The organism is Pseudacidobacterium ailaaui, assembly GCF_000688455.1.
Classification (GTDB): Bacteria; Acidobacteriota; Terriglobia; order Terriglobales; family Acidobacteriaceae; genus Pseudacidobacterium; species Pseudacidobacterium ailaaui.
In genome coordinates, this window is the sequence record NZ_JIAL01000001.1 from 555,330 (window position 1) to 577,890 (window position 22,561).

21 protein-coding genes are annotated in these 22,561 nt (G+C 57.5%); 10 read left to right on the forward strand and 11 right to left on the reverse strand.

Features of this window, described 5'->3' with window-relative positions; all coding sequences use genetic code 11:
• Positions 1–52: 52 nt before the first annotated feature.
• The gene (gene aceE / locus N655_RS0102595) at positions 53–2,728 is read right to left on the reverse strand and encodes a pyruvate dehydrogenase (acetyl-transferring), homodimeric type (RefSeq protein WP_026441738.1); all 2,676 of its coding nucleotides are present in this window, start codon (positions 2,726–2,728) and stop codon (positions 53–55) included.
• Between the two features lie 246 nt (positions 2,729–2,974).
• Between aceE and N655_RS0102600 the strand changes: the two genes are divergently transcribed.
• Both N655_RS0102600 and N655_RS0102605 read left to right on the forward strand, forming a co-directional pair.
• A complete protein-coding gene (locus N655_RS0102600) occupies positions 2,975–3,994 on the forward strand; it encodes a hypothetical protein (protein ID WP_026441739.1) in 1,020 nt (339 codons plus the stop codon).
• A 19-nt stretch (positions 3,995–4,013) separates the two neighbouring features.
• On the forward strand, positions 4,014–4,373 hold the full coding sequence (locus tag N655_RS0102605; RefSeq protein ID WP_026441740.1) for a CU044_2847 family protein: 360 nt from the start codon (positions 4,014–4,016) through the stop codon (positions 4,371–4,373).
• On the opposite strand, the gene N655_RS0102610 is transcribed toward N655_RS0102605, so the two are convergent.
• Entirely contained in the window at positions 4,370–5,083 is a 714-nt protein-coding gene (locus tag N655_RS0102610; protein ID WP_026441741.1) for an HAD family hydrolase, read from the reverse strand. The genes N655_RS0102605 and N655_RS0102610 overlap by 4 nt on opposite strands.
• Before the next feature lie 180 nt (positions 5,084–5,263).
• Between N655_RS0102610 and N655_RS16960 the strand changes: the two genes are divergently transcribed.
• From N655_RS16960 to N655_RS0102625, 3 genes are all read left to right on the forward strand, one after another.
• Positions 5,264–6,286, forward strand: a complete 1,023-nt coding sequence (locus N655_RS16960) for a hypothetical protein (protein ID WP_044933855.1) — start codon at positions 5,264–5,266, stop codon at positions 6,284–6,286.
• Between the two features lie 168 nt (positions 6,287–6,454).
• Positions 6,455–7,315, forward strand: coding sequence for a tryptophan 2,3-dioxygenase (locus N655_RS0102620; protein ID WP_026441742.1), 861 nt, complete (start codon positions 6,455–6,457; stop codon positions 7,313–7,315).
• Positions 7,312–8,508: an aminotransferase class V-fold PLP-dependent enzyme gene (locus N655_RS0102625; RefSeq protein ID WP_026441743.1), complete on the forward strand. Its 1,197-nt coding sequence runs from the start codon at positions 7,312–7,314 to the stop codon at positions 8,506–8,508. Before N655_RS0102620 ends, N655_RS0102625 begins: the two co-directional genes overlap by 4 nt.
• Before the next feature lie 9 nt (positions 8,509–8,517).
• Here the strand turns inward: N655_RS0102625 and kdpC are convergent, their stop codons facing one another.
• The 5 genes from kdpC to N655_RS0102655 all read right to left on the reverse strand — a co-directional run bounded on the left by kdpC (position 8,518) and on the right by N655_RS0102655 (position 13,837).
• Positions 8,518–9,096, reverse strand: coding sequence for a potassium-transporting ATPase subunit KdpC (gene kdpC / locus N655_RS0102630; protein ID WP_026441744.1), 579 nt, complete (start codon positions 9,094–9,096; stop codon positions 8,518–8,520).
• Between the two features lie 9 nt (positions 9,097–9,105).
• Complete coding sequence (gene kdpB, locus N655_RS0102635) at positions 9,106–11,139, reverse strand: potassium-transporting ATPase subunit KdpB (RefSeq protein WP_026441745.1); 2,034 nt, start codon at positions 11,137–11,139, stop codon at positions 9,106–9,108.
• 13 nt (positions 11,140–11,152) lie between these two features.
• Positions 11,153–12,877, reverse strand: coding sequence for a potassium-transporting ATPase subunit KdpA (gene kdpA / locus N655_RS0102640; protein WP_026441746.1), 1,725 nt, complete (start codon positions 12,875–12,877; stop codon positions 11,153–11,155).
• A 2-nt stretch (positions 12,878–12,879) separates the two neighbouring features.
• Complete coding sequence (locus tag N655_RS20180) at positions 12,880–12,969, reverse strand: potassium-transporting ATPase subunit F (RefSeq protein WP_081823534.1); 90 nt, start codon at positions 12,967–12,969, stop codon at positions 12,880–12,882.
• Between the two features lie 181 nt (positions 12,970–13,150).
• A complete protein-coding gene (locus tag N655_RS0102655; RefSeq protein WP_026441747.1) occupies positions 13,151–13,837 on the reverse strand; it encodes a response regulator transcription factor in 687 nt (228 codons plus the stop codon).
• A gap of 28 nt (positions 13,838–13,865) precedes the next feature.
• Here N655_RS0102655 and N655_RS0102660 point away from each other — a divergent pair, with 28 nt between their 5' ends.
• Positions 13,866–15,329 (forward strand): sensor histidine kinase, encoded by a 1,464-nt coding sequence (locus N655_RS0102660; RefSeq protein ID WP_026441748.1) that lies wholly within the window; start codon positions 13,866–13,868, stop codon positions 15,327–15,329.
• A gap of 147 nt (positions 15,330–15,476) precedes the next feature.
• On the opposite strand, the gene N655_RS0102665 is transcribed toward N655_RS0102660, so the two are convergent.
• Positions 15,477–15,983, reverse strand: a complete 507-nt coding sequence (locus N655_RS0102665; protein ID WP_026441749.1) for an SRPBCC family protein — start codon at positions 15,981–15,983, stop codon at positions 15,477–15,479.
• Between the two features lie 356 nt (positions 15,984–16,339).
• Between N655_RS0102665 and N655_RS19660 the strand changes: the two genes are divergently transcribed.
• Together N655_RS19660 and N655_RS20185 are read left to right on the forward strand one after the other, a co-directional pair.
• Positions 16,340–17,263, forward strand: a complete 924-nt coding sequence (locus N655_RS19660; protein WP_162173475.1) for an AbiJ-related protein — start codon at positions 16,340–16,342, stop codon at positions 17,261–17,263.
• 34 nt (positions 17,264–17,297) lie between these two features.
• Positions 17,298–17,834, forward strand: coding sequence for a relaxase domain-containing protein (locus N655_RS20185; protein ID WP_081823535.1), 537 nt, complete (start codon positions 17,298–17,300; stop codon positions 17,832–17,834).
• Between the two features lie 57 nt (positions 17,835–17,891).
• Here the strand turns inward: N655_RS20185 and N655_RS0102680 are convergent, their stop codons facing one another.
• The gene (locus N655_RS0102680) at positions 17,892–18,641 is read right to left on the reverse strand and encodes a hypothetical protein (RefSeq protein ID WP_026441751.1); all 750 of its coding nucleotides are present in this window, start codon (positions 18,639–18,641) and stop codon (positions 17,892–17,894) included.
• 416 nt (positions 18,642–19,057) lie between these two features.
• Complete coding sequence (locus tag N655_RS0102690; protein WP_026441753.1) at positions 19,058–20,041, reverse strand: glycosyltransferase family 2 protein; 984 nt, start codon at positions 20,039–20,041, stop codon at positions 19,058–19,060.
• A 191-nt stretch (positions 20,042–20,232) separates the two neighbouring features.
• Between N655_RS0102690 and N655_RS0102695 the strand changes: the two genes are divergently transcribed.
• Complete coding sequence (locus tag N655_RS0102695; RefSeq protein ID WP_026441754.1) at positions 20,233–20,616, forward strand: VOC family protein; 384 nt, start codon at positions 20,233–20,235, stop codon at positions 20,614–20,616.
• 12 nt (positions 20,617–20,628) lie between these two features.
• Positions 20,629–21,318, forward strand: a complete 690-nt coding sequence (locus N655_RS0102700) for a helix-turn-helix transcriptional regulator (RefSeq protein ID WP_026441755.1) — start codon at positions 20,629–20,631, stop codon at positions 21,316–21,318.
• Between the two features lie 159 nt (positions 21,319–21,477).
• On the opposite strand, the gene ltaE is transcribed toward N655_RS0102700, so the two are convergent.
• Positions 21,478–22,560 (reverse strand): low-specificity L-threonine aldolase, encoded by a 1,083-nt coding sequence (ltaE, locus tag N655_RS0102705; RefSeq protein WP_238324442.1) that lies wholly within the window; start codon positions 22,558–22,560, stop codon positions 21,478–21,480.
• Position 22,561 lies beyond the last annotated feature (1 nt).

The window sequence follows — 22,561 nt, forward strand, 5'->3', positions numbered from 1 at the left end:
AAACCGGGCACCCAGCGATTTCTGAGTGCCCGGTGTTGTATGTCCCTTTCGCTTACGCCTTGGCTGCGTCCACTTTTTCCGTATCGAGACCCAGTTCCTCAAACGCCTTCTGTGCCTTTTTGGCGTCGAACTTTCCATCTCGCGCAAGTTTGGAGAGCGTGGCTGCGGCAATCGACTCTGCATTGACCTCGAAATGACGGCGTAGATATTCGCGGTTGTCACTTCGTCCAAAGCCATCTGTGCCCAGTGATACCAGACGGTCTTGAAGCCAGGGAGCGAGCTGGTCTGGGACCACCTTCATGTAGTCGCTGGCCGCAATCACCGGGCCCTTCGCGCCCTTGAGGGCCTGCAGAATATACGGCGTTTTCTCCGCCTCGGCCGGATGCAGGCGGTTCCAGCGCTCCACTGCTAATGCATCGCGGCGAAGCTCATTGTAGCTGGTCACGCTCCACACATCGGTCTGCACTCCATATTTTTCCGCCAGGATCTGCTGCGCGCGCAGGGCTTCATTCAGGATCGGACCGCTGCCAAAAAGCTGCGCATCCGCTTTGCCCTTGATCGCCGGCTTGTACTTGTAAATGCCGCGCACAATGCCCTCACGAATACCCTCTCCCTGCGGCATCTCTGGCATGGCATAGTCTTCGTTATACATGGTGACGTAATAGAAGACCTGCTCGTTTTCCTGGTACATGCGGCGCAGCCCGTCCTGCAGAATGACGGCCATTTCATAAACAAAGGCCGGATCATAGCTCAGGCAGTTCGGGACCGTACTGGCCAGCACATGGCTGTGCCCGTCCTGGTGTTGCAGTCCCTCACCGAGCATGGTCGTGCGTCCGGCGGTGCCTGCCATCAGGAACCCCTTGCCACGGGAATCGGCAAAGGCCCAGATCATGTCGCCGACCCGCTGGAAACCGAACATCGAGTAGTACATGTAGAACGGAATCGTGGGGACGCGGTAGTTGGCATAGGCCGTTCCTGCCGCGGTGAAAGAGGCCATCGAACCCGCCTCCGTGATGCCCTCTTCCAGGATCTGGCCGTCCTTCTCCTCGCGGTAGTAAAGCAGCATGTCCAAGTCATGCGGCTTGTATTTCTGTCCCTCCGGCGTGTAAATGCCTACCTGGCGGATGGCCGACTCCAGGCCAAAGGTACGGCCCTCATCGGGAACAATCGGCACCATCAGCTTGCCAATTTCCGGGTCCTTCATCAGGTGACGCAAAATGCTTACAAAGCCCATCGTTGTGGAGACGGCCCGACCTTTGGAACCGCCCGTCCACTCGCTGAAGTAGTCCAGCTCCGGTGCCTTGAAGTGCAATGCCGGAACTTCCCGCTTCGGCAGATATCCGCCCAGGGCCTTGCGGCGCTCATGCATGTACTGGATCTCAGGAGCGTCCTCCGCAGGCTTATACGGAGTACCGTGCTTGGCCGCCTCTTCCGGCACCGGGATATCAAAGCGCTTCACAAACGTTGTCAACGACTCATCGGTGAGCTTTTTCTCCTGGTGTGCGGCATTGCGCGCCTCTGTCGTACCCAGACCATATCCCTTTACGGTTTTAGCAAGAATCACCGTCGGACCACCCCGGTGCTCCACAGCACGCTTGTAGGCGTTGTAGATCTTCACCGGATCATGCCCGCCGCGATGCAGGCTGGCCAGTTGCTCATCGGTCATGTCACTGACCAGTTCCAGCAGTTCAGGATATTTGCCAAAGAACTCCTTGCGCACATAGGCGCCACCCTTGGCCTTGAATGCCTGATACTCCCCGTCCACGCACTCTTCCATGCGTTTCAGCAGCAGGCCCTTGTGGTCGCGCTCAAACAGAATGTCCCAGTCTGATCCCCAGATGACCTTGATCACGTTCCATCCGGCGCCGCGGAAGACGCCTTCCAGCTCATCAATAATGCGCTTGTTGCCGCGCACAGGTCCGTCCAGCCGCTGGAGGTTGCAGTTGATGACGAAGATGAGATTGTCCAGCTTTTCACGCGATGCGACCGTGATGGCGCCCAGCGTGTCGACTTCGTCTGTTTCGCCATCGCCAACAAAGGCCCATACCTTGCGCGGCGTCTTTTCAATCAGACCGCGGTTTTCCAGATAGCGCATGAATCGCGCCTGATAAATGGCATTCAGCGGTCCAATCCCCATGGAGACCGTGGGGAAACTCCAGAAGTCCGGCATGAGCCACGGGTGCGGATACGAAGACAATCCCGGCTTTTCCCTCAGTTCGTGCCTGAAGTTCTTCAGGTGGTCGTCATTCAGACGCCCTTCCAGATAAGCGCGTGCGTACACGCCTGGCGAAGCATGTCCCTGAAAATAGACAAAGTCTCCCGGCTGGTCGCCATAGCTGGCATGGAAGAAGTGGTTGAAACCCACCTCCAGCAGCGTGGCCAGCGAGGAGTAGGTCGAGATGTGTCCGCCGATACCGGCGTCTTTTTTGTTCTGCGCATGGACCATGGCCATCGCGTTCCAGCGGATCAGGGCCTCAACGCGGCGTTCCATCTGGCGGTCGCCAGGGTATGGCACTTCATCATGTTTGGGAATGGTATTGAGGTAGGGGGTGCGGATTTCACTGGAAGAATTGATACCTGCTTCCCGCGCTCGCTGCCGGAGCGCATCCAGCAGTTCCGCCGCTTGTTCCGGGCCTTCATCAACCACTACCTGATCGAAGGCCTCAATCCACTCCGCAACTTCTTCCAAAATGTCCGCCTGCGCGGGACTTGCCAGTTTCGTAGCCATAGAATTCGTTTTCCGCACAGCAAAATTCGGCTTCTCCGGAGCAGTCAGGGAAAGCTCCCGGCGAGGACCGGCACGCTGTATCCATCTTCAATTTTCGCAGAATATGCCGGAGGGCGCTAGAATGGCCCCGCTTCTCTCTTTTAAAGAAGAATGGCGGATTGACGACAGACCCCATCCATCGTACAGTGGCTGCACCGATCTGAGGCATCTTGCCGACGCATCAGAGTGCTTCGCCGGAGGCCCGCCATGGGCTTTGAATTTGAAATGGATTCCCGCCGCCAGCAAGGCCCTGCAGAAGGCCTGGAATATGCCCGCCTGCGGGCAAAAGCTTCCTTTGCCGACAGCAGCATGAGTAAGAGCAGCGGTCCTGATCTGTTGCCCAGGAGCTGGCCTTCTCCGCATGCCCTGGGTCCCACCGGCTTTGCTTTTGAAAAGAACCCGGCACTGCTTGAAAATCTCTCAGAAATCCAGGTCCGCGCCGTCCTCTGGACCATCGCCATCCAGAATGCCTTTGAATCCGGTGGTTACACCGTAGAGGTCGCCGGCTTCCGCGCCGCCAGCTATGGGTTCTTTGACCCGGAAAGCGAAAAAGACGGCTTCGGTGTCATTGCTTATGTCAGTCCTTCTTTGCACGGACCCAACCGACATGAGTTCGCATGGGTCACAGTCGATGACCAGAGCTTTCCCATCATCCGGCGCGCGGCGGCCTGGAGACTCCATGCTCCCTCGATTCACCCTTCTATGGGCACCTCCACCTGCTGGGCCAGTTCCCGTCGGCCAGGACTCAGGAGCAAGCCTGCTATTGTCACCGCCAAGCACGTTGTCGGCAACACCACCCCCATCGGCAGCGCTGTCTCCATGACCGCTGGACACGGTACGCTGCTGGACCTGGCTCCGGAAGGCATTGACGCCGCCCTGGTACAGGTTCCCAAAACCCACTGGCCCAGCTCCACAAATACTCTCCACTGCCAGAAATTTGTCGCCCAGTGGACCGATGTGGATGTGCATACCCCTTCCGGAATCATTTCCACAAAAGTCACCGAGGTCAGCAGCGGCCGGGGCACGCTCGATCCCAGCGTCCCTCTGCGCATCTTCCTTGCCAATGCCGGCCAGAGTGGCGATTCCGGAGCACTCGTGCTGGACAGCAACGGTCAGGGCATCGGTCTCTATATGGGTGAAATCACTACCCCCGCCAATCTTCAGGAGGGCTTCTGCCAGCATCTGGGCCAGGTCGAAGAGGCGATGTCCGCCGATCTGTTTCTTTAACGCAAAGGAGTGCGAAAACATGCCGCAGAAAAAGAACGCGTCCGCAAAGTCAGCAGCCACTGCCGATCCCGGGGATCCCGGCATCGTCCTGTTTCAGGGCCCTGCTCCAGTCGCCAGGCCGGGGACCGTCCAGCTGCATTCTTTCGGAAGTGTAATGGACAAAGTCTTTGGCCGGACCGTACAGGATGTCAAGGCCGATTTCGATAAGGTGTCCGCTCAACTGGATGCCATTCTGGCGGGCGCATTTGCCAAAGTCACATCGGGCATGAAGATGGACGAGGTGGAGATCTCTCTCGGGTTCACGGGGGAAGGAAAGCTCGCCTTCATTGCGCAGGCAGGCGTAGAAGCGAGCGTAAAGGTGACCTTCAGACGTGCCTAAAAGTGCCGCCCCATCTCTGTGAAGCTCTCAAGCTCCAGCAGATGCTGGCCATTCTGTGCGGGCTCTACCGCTTCGTGTTCCAGCATCCAAGTATGCGGATGGGGAATAAACACGGCATGGAGGCCCGCAGCCAGGGCAGGATTAATGTCTGACTTGGGGCTGTTACCAACCATCCATGTTGACCGATGGTCCAGGTCATACTTTTTGCGCACAAAACGGTATGCGTCCGGGTCCTTCTCCTTCGGCACCTCGACTGCAACAAAATAGGCTGCGAGTCCGGAGCGCATCAGCTTGTCCTTCTGCTCAAACTCATTCCCTTTGGTCATCAGAATGAGCCGGTGTCTTGACGCCAAAGAAGGCAGCACATCTGCTACCCCGGGCAGAAGCTGGATCTCATACCGGCTGATCGATTGTGCAAAGCCAACGATCCGCTCATGCTTTTCCGCTGGAATCGGAGAGCTGCTCAGACGCTCAAAGCACACAATCAGGGAATGCTGAAAGCTGGCCAGGCCATAGCCCCGCTCCCTGACCGTCTCCCGCTCCACGTCATTCAGAAACGAGCGCACCTCTTCGGCAGAATAACATTCATGGTTTAAGTAGGAGATGAAGTCTGCGATGGCACGCTCAAAGTAGATATTGTTCTCCCACAGCGTGTCATCGGCATCCAGCAGCAGTGTCTGGCCGGGAGCAATCGTCGAAGAAAAAGCCACTCCTTCAGATTAGCAAAGCCTGGACGTGCCCGCTGGCTGCCCTCCAGCCAGGGTTGCCTGGATTTGTGTCTGTTTTTTTCAAAAGGTGCGCCATCTTTTTCCGTAAATTGGGGTTCCTATCATTCAGGATTACTTTGCAATTTTTTCAAAACATCTTCGGGGAGGAGATATTTTCGGCCGATGAAGCTGAGACGCACCATCCTGAATACGATATGCGCCTCTTTTCTGATTTTTATCGGGGGCCTGCGCGCCCACGCGGATGCGGCCCTGCTTCTGGAAGAGCCCTTCGGCGAATTTGGCAACATGAACCCGACTGGACATGCGGCCATCTATCTGGACCACGTCTGCGCGGCCTCCCTGACGCAGCTCCGTCTCTGCGCCCCCGGTGAACCCGGCGTGGTCATCAGTCGCTATCACAAAATCGGCGGATACGATTGGCTTGCGGTCCCTTTGATTCCATACCTGTACGCCGTGGATGATCCGGAGGAGGTGCCGGAGACCATCACGCCACAGCAGGAGGCACGCCTGCGCAATCTGTATCGTCGCCAGCACCTTCTCAGCGTTGCGCCCGACGACCCCAGGCATGAGTTTCCTGGCGGAGAGTGGATCCAGCTTATCGGCGCCTCCTATGACCGAAAAATCTTCGGCTATCAGATTGAAACCTCCCGCGCGCAAGACGAGCGATTCATCGCCGCCTTCAATGCCCGCCCCAACCGCAGCCACTTCAATCTGTTTTTTAACAATTGCGCAAATTTTGCGGAAGCCGTCTTCAATTTTTACTACCCTCATTCCATCCATAGAAATTTCATCGCGGACACTGGTCTGATGACCCCCAAACAGGCTGCACGGAGCCTGGTGGCTTACAGCAAGCGCCACCCTGACCTGAAGTTCACTGCTTTTGTCATCCCGCAGGTAAAAGGGACCACCCATCGCAGCGATTCCGTGGATGGGGTCCTTGAATCGCTGGTCAAATCCAAAAAGTACGTGGTGCCCATTGTCGCCTTTCACCCTCTCGTTGCAGGGGGGCTTCTGGCGGCTTATCTCACCGATGGCAGGTTCCATCCCGGCGCAGACGCCAGACTCTTTGACCCCGCGCAGGAGTTTGCGCAGAACAGGGCCCCCGCGCCCCCCATCGCCGGATCTGGGACCTCAGAAGCAGCAAAAGTGCAGCAGGAACGCGCGATTGGCGGCGGTACAAAGTAGCCCGGGCCAGTTCCTCCTGGAAGTTCGGCCCGTCCGGCAATTTGAAAATTTGTAACTGAAGTATTGACAAATGCTGCTTCAGACGAGCATCCTGTTGCGTTTTGTTGGTTTTCTTGTGTTTGTATGCCTCCCTGGCCTGGCAGACAATGTTCTGTCAGGCTATTTTTTATGTCCACTGCTGAACAAAACCAGAGACCCCTTGAAGCCGGTATCGTCACCGATTTCCGCGACCGCATGAACTATGCGGGCTATCTGTGCCTGGACGCCCTGCTCGCGCAGCAGCGTCCCTTGTCCAACCCGCCCCATCATGACGAAATGCTGTTTATTATCCAGCATCAGGTGTCTGAGCTGTGGATCAAACAGCTGATCCATGAGCTGACCGCAGCCATCCGCTTCGTTCAGCAGGACCAGCTCGATCCCTGCTTCAAAATCCTGTCCCGGGTCAAGCTCATCCAGATGCAGCTCTTTGACCAGTGGGCCGTGCTGGAGACCCTCACCCCCTCCGAGTACATGGAGTTTCGCAGCGTCCTCGGCCATGCCTCCGGATTTCAGTCCTTCCAGTACCGAAAACTCGAATTTCTGCTTGGAAACAAAAACAAGGATGCGGTCCGTGTGTTTTCCCATGCGCCAGAGATCTATCAGGACCTCGAAAAGACCTTGTATTCTCCCAGCCTCTACGATGAGTTTCTGTGTCATCTCAGGAGACGCGGCCTGGATGTTCCCGATGCCTGCGTGCAACGTGACTGGTCCGGACCCTATCAAAAGAACGAGCAGTTGGTCGAGGTCTTTCGGCTGATCTATGAGCGTCCCCGGGACTACTGGGACGCCTATGAAATGTGCGAAAAGCTGGTCGATGTCGAAGAATACTTCCAGCTCTGGCGCTTCCGCCACATGAAGACTGTAGAGCGCATCATCGGCTTCCGCCCAGGCACCGGCGGTTCTTCCGGTGTGGGATTCTTAAAGCAGGCCCTGGAGCTTACCTTCTTTCCGGAGCTCTTCGCCGTCCGCACATGGTTAAAACAGAAATGAACCCGACGATCCATGCGGCCGTTTCGCAGCTTGGCCCCGGACCTCTTACCGAAGAGGCCGTCCAGCGGCACCTGGCCCCTCTTTTTTCGCGCGTGCTCTCAGGCGATCGGATCTACCTTGCCAACCATTCTCTGGGCAGGCCCCTGGACACGATGGCCGATGATGTGCGCGAAGCCATCACGCTTTGGGAAACGAAACTCGGCGATGCCTGGGACGAGTGGCTGGCCGAGCGCGAGGCCTTCCGCGCCCGCATTGCTGGGCTGCTGAAAGCACCCCGCACAGATTGCATTGTGCCGAAGACCTCCGCCGGACAGGGACTGCGTGCCGTGCTCAACGCCCTGCCCGGCAGGCCCCGTGTCCTCAGCACGCGCGGGGAATTTGATTCGATTGACCTCATCCTCAAGCAATACGCCTCGCTGGGGCGCATCGCGCTGAGCTGGGCAGAGCCGGATGCAGAAGGACACTTTTCTGCGGAGAAAATTGCCAGCCATCTCCGCGGCCAGATTGATCTCGTGGTCGTCTCTCAGGTCATGTTTGAGACCAGCCAGGTGGTCGGTCCTCTCGACCAGCTGGCCGATGCCTGTCACGCCACAGGCGCCCAACTGCTCGTCGACGCTTATCATGCCATCGGCGTCTTGCCTGTGGACGTATCTGCCATGCACGTCGATTTCATGATCGGGGGCAGTTACAAATATCTGCGCGGCGGGCCGGGAGCGGCCTTCCTTTATCTTTCCCCGCGTGCCCTCGATGGGTCCCTGCGTCCGCTCGACACGGGATGGTTCGCGCGGGAGGACTTTTTTGCCTTTCAGCGCAGCGAGACTCCCCTCTTAAAACCAGGAGGAGATGCTTTTCTTGAGGCCACCCCACCGGTGCTGTCCTGGTATCAGGCACGCAGCGGCCAGCAGTTCACTCTTGCTGTGGGTGTCGAGCGGTTACGCGAATACGGTCTGCGCCAGCTCCAGCGATTTCGACAATATCTTGCCGATTTTGGCATCCACTCCACCGGCGGCGGACACAGCCATGGCGCCTTTCTCACCGTACGTCATCCACAAGCTGATCGACTCGCCGTCCAACTCAAAGAACGCAACATCATCACGGATGCCCGCGGCAGTCATCTTCGTCTCTGCCCTGATTGCCTCACACGGGACGAGGAGATGCGTGCCGCAGCAGCAGCCCTGGCAGAAATCCTCTGATCTGGTCCGTTACGGCTGCCGTTGCTTTTGCCATGCATCCAGCGCCAGATTCAGCTCTAGAACATGGACGCGCGGCTCTCCCAGGATTCCAAACTGCGGCGCTTCGATATGCTCCATGACCAGACGGCGCACCGCTCCCTCATCCATCCCACGCGCCTGCGCGACCCGATGCACCTGGTAGAGCGCGGCAGCCGGACTGATATCAGGATCGAGACCGGAACCAGAGGCCGTCACCAGGTCGACTGGCACCGGCCGGCCTCCAGATTCCTGCTGGTATTTCGCAGCATCCTGCTCAATGCGAGTAACCAGCTTCTGGCTTGATGGAGCCAGGTTAGACCCGCCGGATGCACTGGCGTCGTAGCCATTGCCCGCCGCTGATGGTCGGCCGTGGAAGTATCTCTCGCTCGTAAAGTTCTGCCCGATAAGGCGCGACCCCAGGACCTGACCGTCGTGCACAATCAACTGTCCATCGGCCTGGTACGGAAAGACCAGATGTGCAAATGCAGTCATGGCGAGCGGATAAGCGATCCCCAGGATGATAGTGGTCACCAACGTAAAGCGGACCGAGATGACAAGCGCCTGTTTCATTCCTTCTCCTCACACCAGATGAAGCCCGTTTAGCACGACATCAATCAGCTTGATCCCGAAAAAAGGCACAAGGATTCCGCCAACGCCATAGATCAGCAGATTGCGCCGCAGCAGTATTTGCGCCGGTTTTGGCTCATATTTCACCCCGCGCAGCGCCAGCGGAATCAGCGCAATGATGATTACCGCATTGAAGATGACAGCAGAAAGGATGGCCGAATGCGGGGTCTTCAGATGCATGATGTTCAGCGCATTCAGCACAGGAAATACACCTGCGAACATCGCCGGAATGATGGCGAAGTATTTCGCAACATCATTGGCGATGGAAAATGTGGTCAGGGCGCCACGCGTCATCAGCAGTTGTTTGCCAATCTCCACAATCTCAATCAGCTTGGTTGGATTCGAATCCAGGTCCACCATATTGCCGGCCTCTTTTGCTGCCTGCGTTCCTGTATTCATGGCCACGCCCACATCAGCCTGGGCCAGGGCCGGCGCGTCGTTGGTCCCATCACCCGTCATGGCGACAAGTTTTCCTTTCGCCTGCTCACGCTTGATCAGCGCCATCTTGTCTTCCGGCCTGGCCTCGGCCAGAAAATCATCGACTCCCGCCTCCCGTGCAATCACTGCCGCCGTCAGCGGATTGTCGCCCGTAATCATAATGGTGCGGATACCCATCGCGCGCAGCCGCGCCAGCCGCTCGCGCAGGCCGCCTTTCACAATGTCCTTGAGATACACCACGCCCAGCGCCACATCGTTTTCTGCAACCACAAGCGGGGTCCCGCCCAGGCGCGCAATCTCCTCCACCTTGTCGCTCACCTTGCGCGGCAGTGACGCCCCTTGCTGCTCCAGAAAACGGGCAATCGCGTCAGCCGACCCCTTCCGGATTTTTGTACCGGGAAGGTCGACGCCAGACATGCGCGTCTGCGCCGTGAACGGAACAAACTGGGCCTGCATTCCGCTCACATCGCGCCCGCGCAGATTGTATTTTTCCTTGGCCAGCACAACAATCGAGCGCCCCTCCGGCGTCTCGTCTGCCAGCGAAGCCAGCTGCGCCGCGTCGGCCAGCCGCTCGGTGCTGATTCCCGGCGCGGGACAGAACTCGGCCGCCTGACGGTTGCCCAGGGTGATCGTACCTGTCTTGTCCAAAAGCAGCGTGTTTACGTCGCCTGCTGCCTCCACTGCACGTCCTGACATGGCCAGCACGTTGTACTGCACCAGGCGGTCCATCCCTGCGATGCCGATGGCCGAGAGCAGCCCTCCAATCGTCGTCGGAATCAGACAAACCAAAAGAGAAACCAGCACAAAGACCGTCTGCGGCGCATGAGAGTAAATCGCAAATGGCTGTAGCGTCGCAACAGCCAGCAGAAAGACAATCGTCAGTCCGGAAAGCAAAATGCTCAGCGCAATCTCATTGGGGGTCTTCTGCCGCTGTGCACCCTCCACCAGCGCAATCATACGGTCCAGAAATGTCTCGCCAGGGTTGGATGTAATGCGCACTTTGATCCAGTCAGACAGGACTCGCGTCCCGCCCGTGACCGCCGAGCGGTCTCCGCCCGCCTCGCGGATCACCGGCGCCGACTCTCCGGTGATGGCCGACTCGTCCACGGAGGCCACACCTTCGATGACCTCTCCATCGCCTGCAATGAACTGTCCGGCTTCTACCCGGATCACATCTCCGGCGCGGAGCTGCGAGCTGTTGACCGCTTCCACAGTGCCGTCTTTCTTCAACCGGTAGGCGATCGTTTCCCCCTTGGCTTTGCGCAGCGTCTCGGCCTGTGCCTTGCCGCGGCCTTCCGCCATTGCTTCTGCAAAGTTTGCAAATAGCACGGTGAACCAGAGCCAGAGAGTAATTTGCAGATCAAAACCGAAGCCAGCACGGTGCTGGACAATGTCTTGTATCAGCAGCCCTGTCGTGACAATGCTGCCAATCTCCACAACGAACATCACCGGGTTCTTCACCATGACCCGCGGGTCCAGCTTGGTGAACGCACCAGCAATGGCCTCACGAAGAATTTCCGGGTTCCAGAGATTTTGCCTTTTCGCCATGTCTGTTCTCCATCTAAAAGAGCTGCCCGGCGCGCAGAAGCAGGTGTTCAAGCACCGGACCCAGGCTCAGGACCGGGAAGAACGTCAACGCACCGACAATCAGAATCACGCCCGTCAGCAGGACCGTGAACAGGCCGCTATTCACCGGAAAAGTGCCCGGCGATGGAGGCACACTCTTCTTCTGCGCCAGGTTCCCCGCCATGGCCAGCATGGGCACCATCATCAGAAATCGCCCGATCAGCATCGTGGCCCCCAGGCTGAGGTTGTACCAGTGCGTGTTGGCATTCAGCCCCGCAAATGCCGAACCATTGTTTCCTGCTGCCGAGGTAAAGGCATAAAGAATTTCACTTAAGCCATGTGGACCGCCATTGTTCAAGCTGCTCAGACCCATTTGCGGAGCAAGCACGGAAATCGCCGTCAGCACCAGGATCACCAGCGGGAAAATCAGTACGTACAGCATCGCCATCTTCACGTCATAGGCTTCGATCTTTTTGCCCAGATACTCCGGCGTCCGCCCCACCATCAGCCCGGCAATAAAGACAGCCAGCACCACATACACCAGGATCCCGTAAAGCCCCGAACCTACGCCGCCAAAAACAATTTCGCCCAGCATGATGTTTGCCAGCGGGACCAACCCGCCCAGCGGCATGAAGGAATCATGCATGGAATTGACCGCGCCACAGCTTGCGTCCGTCGTAATCGTCGCAAAGAGCGCCGACTGCGAAATGCCAAAGCGCACCTCTTTGCCCTCCATGTTCCCGCCCGGCTGAAGAGGGCCTGTTCGCTGGTCCACTCCATGCAGCAGAGGATGCGGCTGGGCCTCCGCCCACCAGGTAGCGACGAATCCGGCAACGAAGAGCACCGTCATGCAGGCAAAGACCGCTCGTCCGTGCCCCGGCGCTCCCGTCATCTTCCCCAACGTGACCGTCAGTGCAGCGGGAACCAGAAAGATCGAAAGCATCTCAAGAAAATTCGTCAATGGCGTCGGGTTCTCAAAGGGATGCGCGCTGTTTGCGTTAAAAAATCCGCCTCCATTGGTGCCAAGCATCTTGATGGCTTCCTGCGAGGCCACCGGCCCTTGTGCAATGGTCTGCTTCTGGTGCTCCAGCGTGACCGCTGTGGTGTAAGGTTTCAGGTTCTGGATGACTCCTTGCTGGACCAGAAGCCCGGCAAAGACAATACAGATGGGCAGCAAAAGATAAAGCACCGCGCGCGTCACATCCACCCAGAAGTTGCCGATGGTCTTTGATTCCCTTCGCGCAATGCCGCGCACCAGGGCAATCGCCACGGCAATGCCCACCGCTGCGCTCAAAAAGTTGTGATATGCGAGCCCCACCATCTGCGTGAAGTAGCTCATCGTAGTTTCCGGCACATAAGACTGCCAGTTGGTGTTGGTAGTAAATGAAGCGGCCGTGTTCCAGGCCAGGTCCGGGGCTACTCCGGCCAGATGCTGCGGGTTCCATGGCAGCCAGCGCTGCATCCGCTCAATCCCATAGGTCAGCAACATGGAGACGAAGCTGCACAGCAGCATGGAGACGGTATATTCACCCCATGTCATTTCCTCCTCGCCGCGCACGCCGAACAGCCGATACAGAAGGCCTTCGACTGGCTTCAGCACGGGGTCGGCAAAGGTGCGTTCTCCAGCAAAGACCCGCGCCAAATACAGCCCCAGAGGCCGCATCAAAAGCACAAGCACACCAAACAGCAGCAGAAATTGTAGCCACCCATGGACCGTCATATTCAGAATTTCTCCGGATAAAGCAGAGTGGCCACCAGATAGGCCATCACCACGACCGTTACCGCAAGCACAATCAGGGTAAGCATGCTCATGATCGTCACCTCAGGCGCTCACACGCGCGCACATAAACCAGCGCGATGACAAAGAACACAAACGTGAAAAGAAGCAGCAGAATGTCCCACATAAACGGACCTCTCAGCAAGGCCGTTATCAGTAGACCCTCAGGGCGCTAAATCGCGTGTAAGGAAGATATAAAGAAGTCGTAAAGACGGACTATTCCACGCCTTCGGGAAGAAAGCGGTAGCCCACCCACGGTTCGGTCTGGATATATTCCTTCTCCGGACCGCCGCCGAGCTTCCTGCGGAGCTGGCCGATAAAGACCCGCAGATACTCCGGTTGCTGCGCCGATTGCGCGCCCCATACGGCGGTAAGAAGAGCGCGGTGCGTAATCACCTTGCCCCGATTTCTCGCCAGATATAGCAGCAGATCAAACTCCTTCGGCGTCAGATGCACTGCCTTGCCCTGCACCGTCACCGCATGGGCGGCTGGATCAATACGGAAGTCTCCTGCTTCGATACACTGGGCCGTCTCTCGTTCCGGGGCCCGGCGCAGATGCGCGCGGACGCGCGCCAGCAGCTCCTGCGCGCTGAAAGGCTTCGTCACATAGTCGTCCGCACCAGCATCCAGGGCCTCAATCTTGGTGCGCTCCTGGTCGCGCACAGAAAGAAGAAGGATCGGCACCTGGCTCTTCACCCGGATGGCGCGGGTCAGCTCGATGCCATTCATCCCCGGCATCATCAGGTCAGTAATAATCAGGTCCGGGGGCCATTCCTGCACCAGCCGCAGCGCCTCCTCTGGATCATTTGCCGTGCGTACATCATGCCCCTGCGCAGAGAGCGAGGCGCGCAGGACCCGCGTAATCTGGACTTCATCGTCAATCACAAGAACACGTGCGGCCATACTCCCCATAAAGTATCATCACCAACGAATGCCCAAGAACTTCAGCCCGCGATTTCTCAGCATCGTGCGGTACATCCTCTCGACCGCACTTGCCTGTGCTCTCGTAGCGCTCTTCCGACTTGTGATTCACGTCAATCCTGCCACGGCTGCACTCAGTTTTCTCGTTCTGGTGCTGCTGGTTGCCTCGCGCTGGCCCCTGGCCCATTCCATCTACCTTTCCGTACTCTGCACCCTGCTCTATAACTTCTTTTTTCTTCCTCCGATCGGGACCCTGACCATCGCTGATCCGCAGAACTGGGTCGCGCTCTCCGTCTTTCTCGCAACCGGAATTCTGGTAAGTCATCTGGCGGAAAACGCCCGCAGGCAGCGCTCTCTTTCCGAACAGCGCCGTCGCGAGGTCGAACGCCTGTATGAATTCAGCCAGCAGCTCCTCCTTCATGAGGACCTGCACACCCTCGCCCGGGAAACCCCCTCCATGGCCGCGCGTGTCTTTGAGCTCCGCGCCGTGGCAATCTACCTTCGCGAACGCGATGCGGTCTATGATTCTGATCCGGAACATGCCCTGCTTCCCGCAATCGACTTAAAGCAGGCCGCGCAAAACCCGGAGGCCGGCTTCCGCAGAGAATCCGATGTCTGCGTCCTTCCCTTAATGCTAGGTCTGCGCTGCATCGGCTCGCTGGCCGTTCGTGACAGCGGCGACTCGCAACAGATGTATGAAGCCATTGGCGGACTGATCGCCATTGCCCTGGAACGCGCCGCCGCCCTGGAGCGCTCCAGCCGCATGGAGGCCGTCCGCGAAGGAGAACGCCTGCGCACGGCCTTGCTCGACTCCATTACCCACGAGCTGCGAACCCCGCTCACCGCCATCCGCGCCGCTGCCACCAGCCTTCTTTCGCAGCCCTCCCTGCCGGAAGCAGCGCGTCGCGAAATGTATTCCATTGTGGATGAAGAATGCCAGCGTCTGGACCGCCTGATTGCCGAAGCCGTTGAGATGGCGCAACTGGACTCGGCCGGCCTGCGCGTCCGTCCTCTCATGCAGAACATTCGTAATCTCGTAGACTCCGTCCTTGAGCAGGAGGAGCCGCGACTTCGCACCCGCCCTGTGCAGGTCATCGTGCCCGCAGAGCTTCCCGACATCCCAATGGATCCCGACCTGGTGCGCCGGGTACTTCGTCATCTCATCGAGAATGCCGTCAAATACTCGCCCGCAAAGTCTCCCATCCTCATTCGGGCTGGGCTTTCCACCGGCCGTCTTTTGGTACAAGTGGAAAATCAGGGCTCCGGAATTAACCCGGCCGACCTGCCCTTCATCTTCGACAAGTTTTATCGTGGTAGCAGCCAGCGCGGCCGCGTCGAAGGCAGCGGTCTGGGCCTTTCCATTGCCCGCGCCATCCTCACCGCGCATGGCGGAGGAATCGAAGTCAGCAGCAGACCAGGACAGGGTGCCGTCTTCACCTTTTGGCTGCCATTTCGGATCTCAGGACAACCATGAACCATCCGGGGAGGCGTACTTCGATACCCTCACAGGGTCCGCACATACCCTGCACTCGGCTGGCGGCATCTTCCGATGGGGCGCGTGCAGTGGCAGGAACTGGATGCTTCTCGCGTCTCACTTCCGAGACGGAAGAAGCGTAGAGTCTTACTCGGCCTGCGCTAACACTGAAACCAGCTCAGCAACTTTGTCGAGGATCTGGCTCCAGCCTTCGAGTTGGCCGGTCTTCTTCGCCTCCTCCATACTTTCGTTGCCAATAAAGGTAAGCTTCGTCTGGCCGTTTCCGAGGTCCTCAAAGAGAGTGACATCGTAGGCGCCTTCGATGGCTTCGTGTTCGATGCCGTAGTGCTCGGGCTCGACCTTGTTGCCCCCGGCGTCGGCAAAGTACATGGAGGAGACGATTTTCTCCTGCGGGATGATCTCGTGGTACTCCCCGGCGTTCCAGAACTGCTGCCCGTCAGGCGACTGCATACAGCAAAGGAACTTGCCGCCGACGCGGAAGTCAATCTTGCAGACCGGAGCAGTAAAGCCCTTAGGTCCCCACCACTGCATGACATATTTCGGGTCGGTCCATGCCTTCCAAACCAGCTCGCGTGGGGCATCAAATACTCTGACGACGACCATCCGCTCAGTCTCGTTCACTGCTCTTGTCATTTTTGGCCTCCGCCATTTTCATTTGCTTGACCACTTCATCCAGCCTGTCGAAACTTTCATGCCAGAAGCGGCAATGTCAACAGGTATTTTTTAAGGAATCCGTGTAACACGGGGCTGCTTGTTGGTTGCAAGAGAAACCGCGCGGCCCAGGCCACGCTCCCACTTTTCGATGCGCCCGCCAAGAAGCTCACCGACAAACCCAAAGAGGCGTTTTGTGGAATGAGACGAGAGGGATTGAATAGTGACGCAAAGCGCGTTGACCGTGACTAATCCCGCAGATGCTAAAGTGGTTCATTAATCTTACCGAGGTTGAGAGACGGATATACCCCGTCTTTGGCAAGTCATACACTAGTGACATGGCGCGACGAAATACACAGAAGATTAGTGAGATTACGAGGCAAGAACTCGTAGACCGCATTCTCATGGATACTCATGGAGCATTCCCCGGACGTTTCGGGCTGATTCCATTCCTAAGGCTTGTATGGCCGTTAACTCAGATGTCGTCGACCGATAGCCGGTTCAACGACGCCGAACGCGACATCTGGCAGCATATGGTCAATAACGATGATTGGACTATGCACGATCTGCTCGTCACCCGGTTAAAGGTGTTGGAAATACCCGACCAAAAATTTGGCCGTTTTCTCGAAACACTGGTGCATCCCCTCAATGTGCCAGATAAAGGACAACAAGCCGAGTACGTGAAGTGGATCAACGAAGAATTGAAGAACGATGGATTTGAATTACGCAAAGTCGATGAAGTCTCATCCCGGCCGATTTACAAACTTTCACCGATTGGCGGCGACGCACTTGGGGATGCGTATGAAGTGGTCCTTTCGTTTGCTGGAGAGGATAGGAAGTACGTCGAGCAAGTAGCCGAGATTTTGAAATCGAGAGATGTGGAACTCTTCTATGACAATTACGAAGAGGCTTCGCTGTGGGGCAAGAATCTCGTCGAGCATCTTCATAAGGTGTATAGCGGCTCAGGCCGATATTGTGTGATGTTCATTTCTGCTGCATATGCCGAAAAAGTGTGGCCCACGCATGAGCGACGGAGCGCGTTTGAAAAAGCCATTAAATCGAAGGAAGAGTACATCCTGCCTGCGCGATTCGATGATACAGATATACCGGGACTTCATCAGCACATCGGCTATGTAGACCTTCGCCAGAAGACACCGAAGGAACTGGCAAAACTCATCTTGCAAAAACTTGGTTATCCCACGGATGAATCGCAGAACGTCGATGTCGCTTCCACAATCAGTAATGACGATATCCCGTTCTAGGAAGTCCTGCAAAGTTGTCTTGTTTTACTAAGGCATAGAATTTTCTTGTGCTGACCATCTCAAACCGCTTTCAGCTTCGCAGGTACCGACGTACCATGAGCGGGAGTTTGCGTCTGATCGGCAGAACTATTGGAGCCGCGACCAGCAGGGGCATGGCGAGTGGCAAGGCAAGCTGGCCGAGCAGTGGGGGCTATCAGGTCCGGTTGGCAATGAGCACTTCGCGCGTCTGACCGAAGGCCAGCATCCGCACACGGAAGCGCAGCTCGTTCGCCATCAAGCCTCCAAAACTTACGAGGTAAAATTCGGCAGAGAGGTAACGAGCGTAGAACATCGTGCCGGTTGGGATGCTACATTCAGTGCACCCAAAAATGTTTCTCTCACCGCCCTTATCGGCGGCGATGAGCGCGTAAGAGAGGCGCATCGGGAAAGCGCCAGTCCTATCGACGGCGACGCCGCGCCGCAACTCCACACCCATGCTGTGATCTTCAACGTCACCGAGCCCGACAACGGACAAACCCGCGCCTTACAGCCGCAGGAGAGTCATCGAACACGGCATGGGCTTGGGGCATAGTCTCTAGAAGCTGTCTCAAAAAGTCTTGGGACCAGAGCTGGGCACCAGAGCCCGGCACTACAGCATGTGCCGCGCCCAGCCATCCAGCCACGCATACGTGATCGCATGCCAGGTCTCGTTGAAGTAAAGCCCCGTGGCCGTGAGCCCGGCCGCGAGGATGAGCGCCGAGGCCCACAAAAACTGCTTCATGACCCGGTCCTGCTTCCAGTCCCAGAGAAACATGAGCGCGATGATGAGCAGATTGCCGCCCTCAAAAAACAGGTAGGTACCCAGAAAACTGCTGGGCGGGGCCATGAATAGGATCATCACGCGGGTGAAGGCTGCATCGCTGATGCAGATAATCGCCAGCGTGAGCACACGCCGATGGGCAGCGGAGTTGCGGCGCAGGCGAATGCCCCACACCAGCAGCACGGCCATGCAGATGACCCCGCTGAAGGCCAGGCTAAGAAATTCGGGCGGCAGAAAGCCGGGAGTATGCAGGTTCCGTGCCTGCCAACTGAGTTCGGCCCACGGAGCAATCACCACCACCAGCGCCGCGTATCCGGCCCCGAGCCAGCCCAGGGTCCGGTGCAGGCGCACATGGCCGCTCTCGACCATCAGCACCAGCGTCGTGGCCGTGATCAGCCACAAAATGGTGGCGATGGCGTGGACATGAACGATGGCGGGGACACGAGGCTGCTCATGCAAGTAGTGAGGAAGATCGGAGCCAAAACCGACCGTGACGAAGGTCCAGAAGAGGGCCAGCCACACCAGCGCGGCCCGGCGATCATCGCGTGCCGGCCAGGAAGCAGTCGTTTGGATGCGCATCGGCAAATCCCTTGCAGACAGAAAGGATGAATGGGGGAAATAGTAACACGTTATACGCGGTTCCGCGCCCTGGGGAAGAACTTTCCGATGGGCACAAGCTCCTTAATTAACAACGACGCTCATCGGAATGATGTTCATTGCGTCCAATTGATCGTCCCTGGAGAATGGTCCCTCGCGTTCAAGAAGTGCACAGAAATCGAGAAAACGCCTGCACAGTTCCTACACAGCCAAAAACAGCCAATTTATCTCTCAATAAATCAGCAATTTCTATAAATCCACTCACACGCCCAAATGACAAAGTCGAACAGAGAACCAGGATGACCCGCCTCCTGTGGTCCCGACCGAAGCACAGATACGGTACGGAAGGACCTGCATTTCTTTCTCTTCAGCACGGAGAAAGAAGTTGATTTTGCCGACTAGTCCCGCAGCAGGCTCGGTTCTTCCGGAGAACGCAGCCGCACCAGGCGGTCGATCGTATAGGGAGCGCGGTGGTTGTTCGTATGGTAGTGCCGCACCTGCAGCTCGCCCAGCAGCCCAATGGCCAGCACCTGGATGCCGGCCAGAATCAGCACGCCGGCAATGACAAACAGTGGTCCGTGCTGGTCCATCACATGCTGGTGCGTAAAGAGCTTCAGCAGCATCAGGAAAAAGGCCAGCGCGCTGCCTGCCAGCATACTCAGCGCCCCGAAGCTGCCAAAAAAGTGCAGCGGACGCGTCATATATTTCAGCAGGAAACGGATTGTCAGCAGGTCAAAAAAGACGCGGAACGTCCGCCCAATCCCATAATGCGACTTCCCCTTTTCCCGATTGACATTCTTGATGGGAATCTCACAGATACTGGCCCCATACCATGACGCCAGTGCGGGAATAAAACGGTGCATTTCGCCGTAAAGCGGAATGTTGTGGATCACTTCGCGGCGATAGGCCTTGAAGGTCGTACCAAAGTCATGAATATCAACGCCAGAGAGCTTCGCCATCAGCCAGTTGGCGCAGCGGGAAGGGATGCGGCGCATAATGAAATTATCAATGCGCTCTTTGCGCCATCCGCTGACCACATCGTATCCTTCGGCCAGCTTTCCCAGAAACTTTGGAATCTCATAGGGATCGTGCTGTAGGTCCCCGTCCATGGCCAAAATAAACTCACCCTGGGCATGGTCAAAGCCCGCCGCCAGGGCTGAGGTCTGTCCGAAGTTGCGGCGCAGCTTCACCACCAGGACGCGGCTGTCCACCGCCGCAATCTCTTCAAGCAGCTTGTAAGTGCTGTCGCTGGAGCCATCGTCCACAAAAACCAGCTCGAAACTGTCACCCACCTGCTCCATGACGGCCTTCAGCCGGTCATAAAGCGCGGTGACGTTGTCTTCCTCGTTATGAAAAGGCACGACGATGGAATACTTGGGCATATCAATCTCCATTATAGACGGTGGCCCAGTCCAGACTCGGCATTGGCCCCACATATCACCCTGATATGACCCAGATATGCCATCCGGCCAGCTCCTGGCCTTACCCCCCGCCCTGGGACCATCTTTTTCTCTGCTGACAGGATGCTGTCAGCAGCCCCCGCATATCTTCCCCACAAGAAGGAGGAGAAGTCATGCCAACCGCCGAAGCAACCGTTACATCCACCATCCACTGGTTTGAAATTCCCGCCGCAGACTTTGCCCGTGCCATCCGCTTTTACGAGACAATCCTGGGCATTGCCCTGCGTCATGAGGCCGAATGGCCCAATCTGGCAATTTTTCCCTACCAGCGCCCTGGAATCTCTGGGGCCATCGCCTCCGGCAAGCAGTTTCGGCCCTCGCCGGATGGCATCGTCATCTACCTGAACTGCGATGGCAAATTTGACGCCGTCCTTGGCCGGGTAGAAAGCGCCGGAGGCTCGATCGTCCAACAGAAGACCTTCCTGCCCAACGTAGGCTGGATCGCCCAGATTCTTGACACTGAAGGAAACCGCATCGGACTCCATTCTGCGGCTTAAGATAGAAGCCGTATGCGCCGAGCCGACCGGCTTTTCCGAATCGTACAACTGCTCCGCTCCGGGCGGCTCCAGACCGCCCGCAGCCTTGCTGAAAAGCTGCAGGTCTCGCACCGCACCATCTACCGCGATGTGCAGGACCTTCAGCTTTCCGGTGTGCCCATTACCGGAGAAGCCGGCGTAGGCTACACCCTGCGCCGCGACTTTGACATTCCGCCATTGATGTTTGACCGGGAGGAAATCGCTGCGCTCGTATTGGGCGCGCGCATGGTACAGGCCTGGGGCGGAATGCAGCTTTCCGAGGCTGCCAACCGCGCCATCCGCAAGATTGAAGCTGTCTTGCCTGTTGCCGTGCGTGAGCGCGTCGATGAAGTCCTGCTCTATGCACCAGGTTTCTGCGCATCCAAACATTTGCGCGAGAAACTCGACGCCCTGCACAACGCCGCCCAGCAACGCCGGGTCGTGCTTATCGGCTATGTTCGTGAAGACGGCCAGCCCAGCGTGCGCCGCCTGCATCCTCTGGCTCTTTATTTCTGGGGCGGCACCTGGACGCTCGCCGCATGGTGCGAGCTTCGCAACGACTTCCGGAGCTTTCGCGTAGACCGGATGCAGCATCTGGAGGCACTGGAGGAAATCTTCACTCCCCGGGCCGGCCAGATGCTGGCCGATTACCTGCGCAAAGTGCGCTGCAAAACTCCCAGCTAGTTATCGTGCTGAACACAAACGTTTGTCTATTTCCGCAAATCAACACACCTGCGGACGATAGGAACAGCCCAGGCAGGGCAAAATCACTGTCAACTCCCTGCGTGGTCCTGTGGCTGGACTTTACGCTTTCCCGCCAAAGCAGATGGCCCCCGCAGAAGCCTAAAGTCTGGCAATCTCTTCTGTGATTATCTTTGCTGCCATCTCGCAGGCGGCGCGGTCTACGTCGTGATGGGTCACCAGACGAATCGAATTTCTGCCTGCTGTCCCGCACAAGACACCGCGTAGTTTCAGCCTCTCTTTTAACTCCTGGGCCTTGCCCGCCTGCTTCAGGGCAAAGATCACGATATTGGTCTGCACCGCTCCCAGATCCAGCTCGACCTGCGGCATCTCGGCCAGGGTCTCTGCCAGCAGGCGGGCGTTTGCATGGTCTTCATGTAGCCGCTTCGGCATCTCTTCCAGAGCAATCAGTCCCGCTGCAGCAAGAACACCTGCTTGTCGCATCCCTCCACCAAGGGCCTTGCGCACGATGCGTGCCCGCTCGATCGTCTTGCGGCTACCCACTAGCATGGATCCAACCGGTGCACAAAGCCCCTTGGACAGGCAGAACATCACAGTGTTAAATCCGCTGGTCAGCTCTGCGACCGGAGTGCGTAACGCCACTGAAGCATTGAAAATACGCGCTCCGTCCAGATGCACCGGAATGCCATACTCCCGCGCTCCATGCCATATCTCGCCCAGCACAGAAAGCGGCGTAACGGTGCCTCCCGCCAGATTGTGCGTATTTTCAAGCGAGATTAGTCCGGTTCCGGCCTGGTGTGTACTTACCTGCTTTACCGCAGATTCAATCTGTTTCCAGCTAAGAATGCCGCGCTCTGCAAAAACAGGACGAAGCTGGCATCCGGAAAAGGCCGCGGCCATGGCCATCTCCCAGTCCACGATATGTGCGCGCGTCTCACAAACAATCTCTTGTCCGGGCTGCGTATGCACTTTGATGGCAATCTGGTTGCCCATCGTACCGGTCGGCACAAACAGGGCAGCTTCCCGGCCAAAAATACGGGCCGCGCTGGCCTCCAGCAGATTGACGGTAGGGTCCTCGCCATACACATCATCACCCACCTCGGCCGCGGCCATGGCGGTACGCATGGCGGGGGTGGGCCGCGTTACGGTATCACTCCGCAGGTCAATCATCAGGACAGGAGACTTTGACGGGATTTCGCTGCCATGTTCGGTTTGCGTGGCCATG

Excerpts from the sequence above, each read along its gene's own strand:
- N655_RS0102605 (WP_026441740.1), top strand. The coding sequence starts at position 4,014 with ATGCCGCAGAAAAAGAACGCGTCCGCAAAGTCAGCAGCCACTGCCGAT.
- N655_RS19660 (WP_162173475.1), top strand. The coding sequence starts at position 16,340 with ATGGCGCGACGAAATACACAGAAGATTAGTGAGATTACGAGGCAAGAA.
- N655_RS0102620 (WP_026441742.1), top strand. The coding sequence starts at position 6,455 with ATGTCCACTGCTGAACAAAACCAGAGACCCCTTGAAGCCGGTATCGTC.
- N655_RS0102625 (WP_026441743.1), top strand. The coding sequence starts at position 7,312 with ATGAACCCGACGATCCATGCGGCCGTTTCGCAGCTTGGCCCCGGACCT.
- N655_RS0102690 (WP_026441753.1), bottom strand. The coding sequence starts at position 20,041 with ATGCCCAAGTATTCCATCGTCGTGCCTTTTCATAACGAGGAAGACAAC.
- aceE (WP_026441738.1), bottom strand. The coding sequence starts at position 2,728 with ATGGCTACGAAACTGGCAAGTCCCGCGCAGGCGGACATTTTGGAAGAA.
- N655_RS0102665 (WP_026441749.1), bottom strand. The coding sequence starts at position 15,983 with ATGACAAGAGCAGTGAACGAGACTGAGCGGATGGTCGTCGTCAGAGTA.
- N655_RS16960 (WP_044933855.1), top strand. The coding sequence starts at position 5,264 with ATGAAGCTGAGACGCACCATCCTGAATACGATATGCGCCTCTTTTCTG.
- N655_RS0102660 (WP_026441748.1), top strand. The coding sequence starts at position 13,866 with ATGCCCAAGAACTTCAGCCCGCGATTTCTCAGCATCGTGCGGTACATC.
- kdpC (WP_026441744.1), bottom strand. The coding sequence starts at position 9,096 with ATGAAACAGGCGCTTGTCATCTCGGTCCGCTTTACGTTGGTGACCACT.
- N655_RS0102655 (WP_026441747.1), bottom strand. The coding sequence starts at position 13,837 with ATGGCCGCACGTGTTCTTGTGATTGACGATGAAGTCCAGATTACGCGG.
- N655_RS0102680 (WP_026441751.1), bottom strand. The coding sequence starts at position 18,641 with ATGCGCATCCAAACGACTGCTTCCTGGCCGGCACGCGATGATCGCCGG.
- N655_RS0102700 (WP_026441755.1), top strand. The coding sequence starts at position 20,629 with ATGCGCCGAGCCGACCGGCTTTTCCGAATCGTACAACTGCTCCGCTCC.
- N655_RS0102600 (WP_026441739.1), top strand. The coding sequence starts at position 2,975 with ATGGGCTTTGAATTTGAAATGGATTCCCGCCGCCAGCAAGGCCCTGCA.
- ltaE (WP_238324442.1), bottom strand. The coding sequence starts at position 22,560 with ATGGCCACGCAAACCGAACATGGCAGCGAAATCCCGTCAAAGTCTCCT.
- N655_RS20180 (WP_081823534.1), bottom strand. The coding sequence starts at position 12,969 with ATGAGCATGCTTACCCTGATTGTGCTTGCGGTAACGGTCGTGGTGATG.
- kdpA (WP_026441746.1), bottom strand. The coding sequence starts at position 12,877 with ATGACGGTCCATGGGTGGCTACAATTTCTGCTGCTGTTTGGTGTGCTT.
- kdpB (WP_026441745.1), bottom strand. The coding sequence starts at position 11,139 with ATGGCGAAAAGGCAAAATCTCTGGAACCCGGAAATTCTTCGTGAGGCC.
- N655_RS0102695 (WP_026441754.1), top strand. The coding sequence starts at position 20,233 with ATGCCAACCGCCGAAGCAACCGTTACATCCACCATCCACTGGTTTGAA.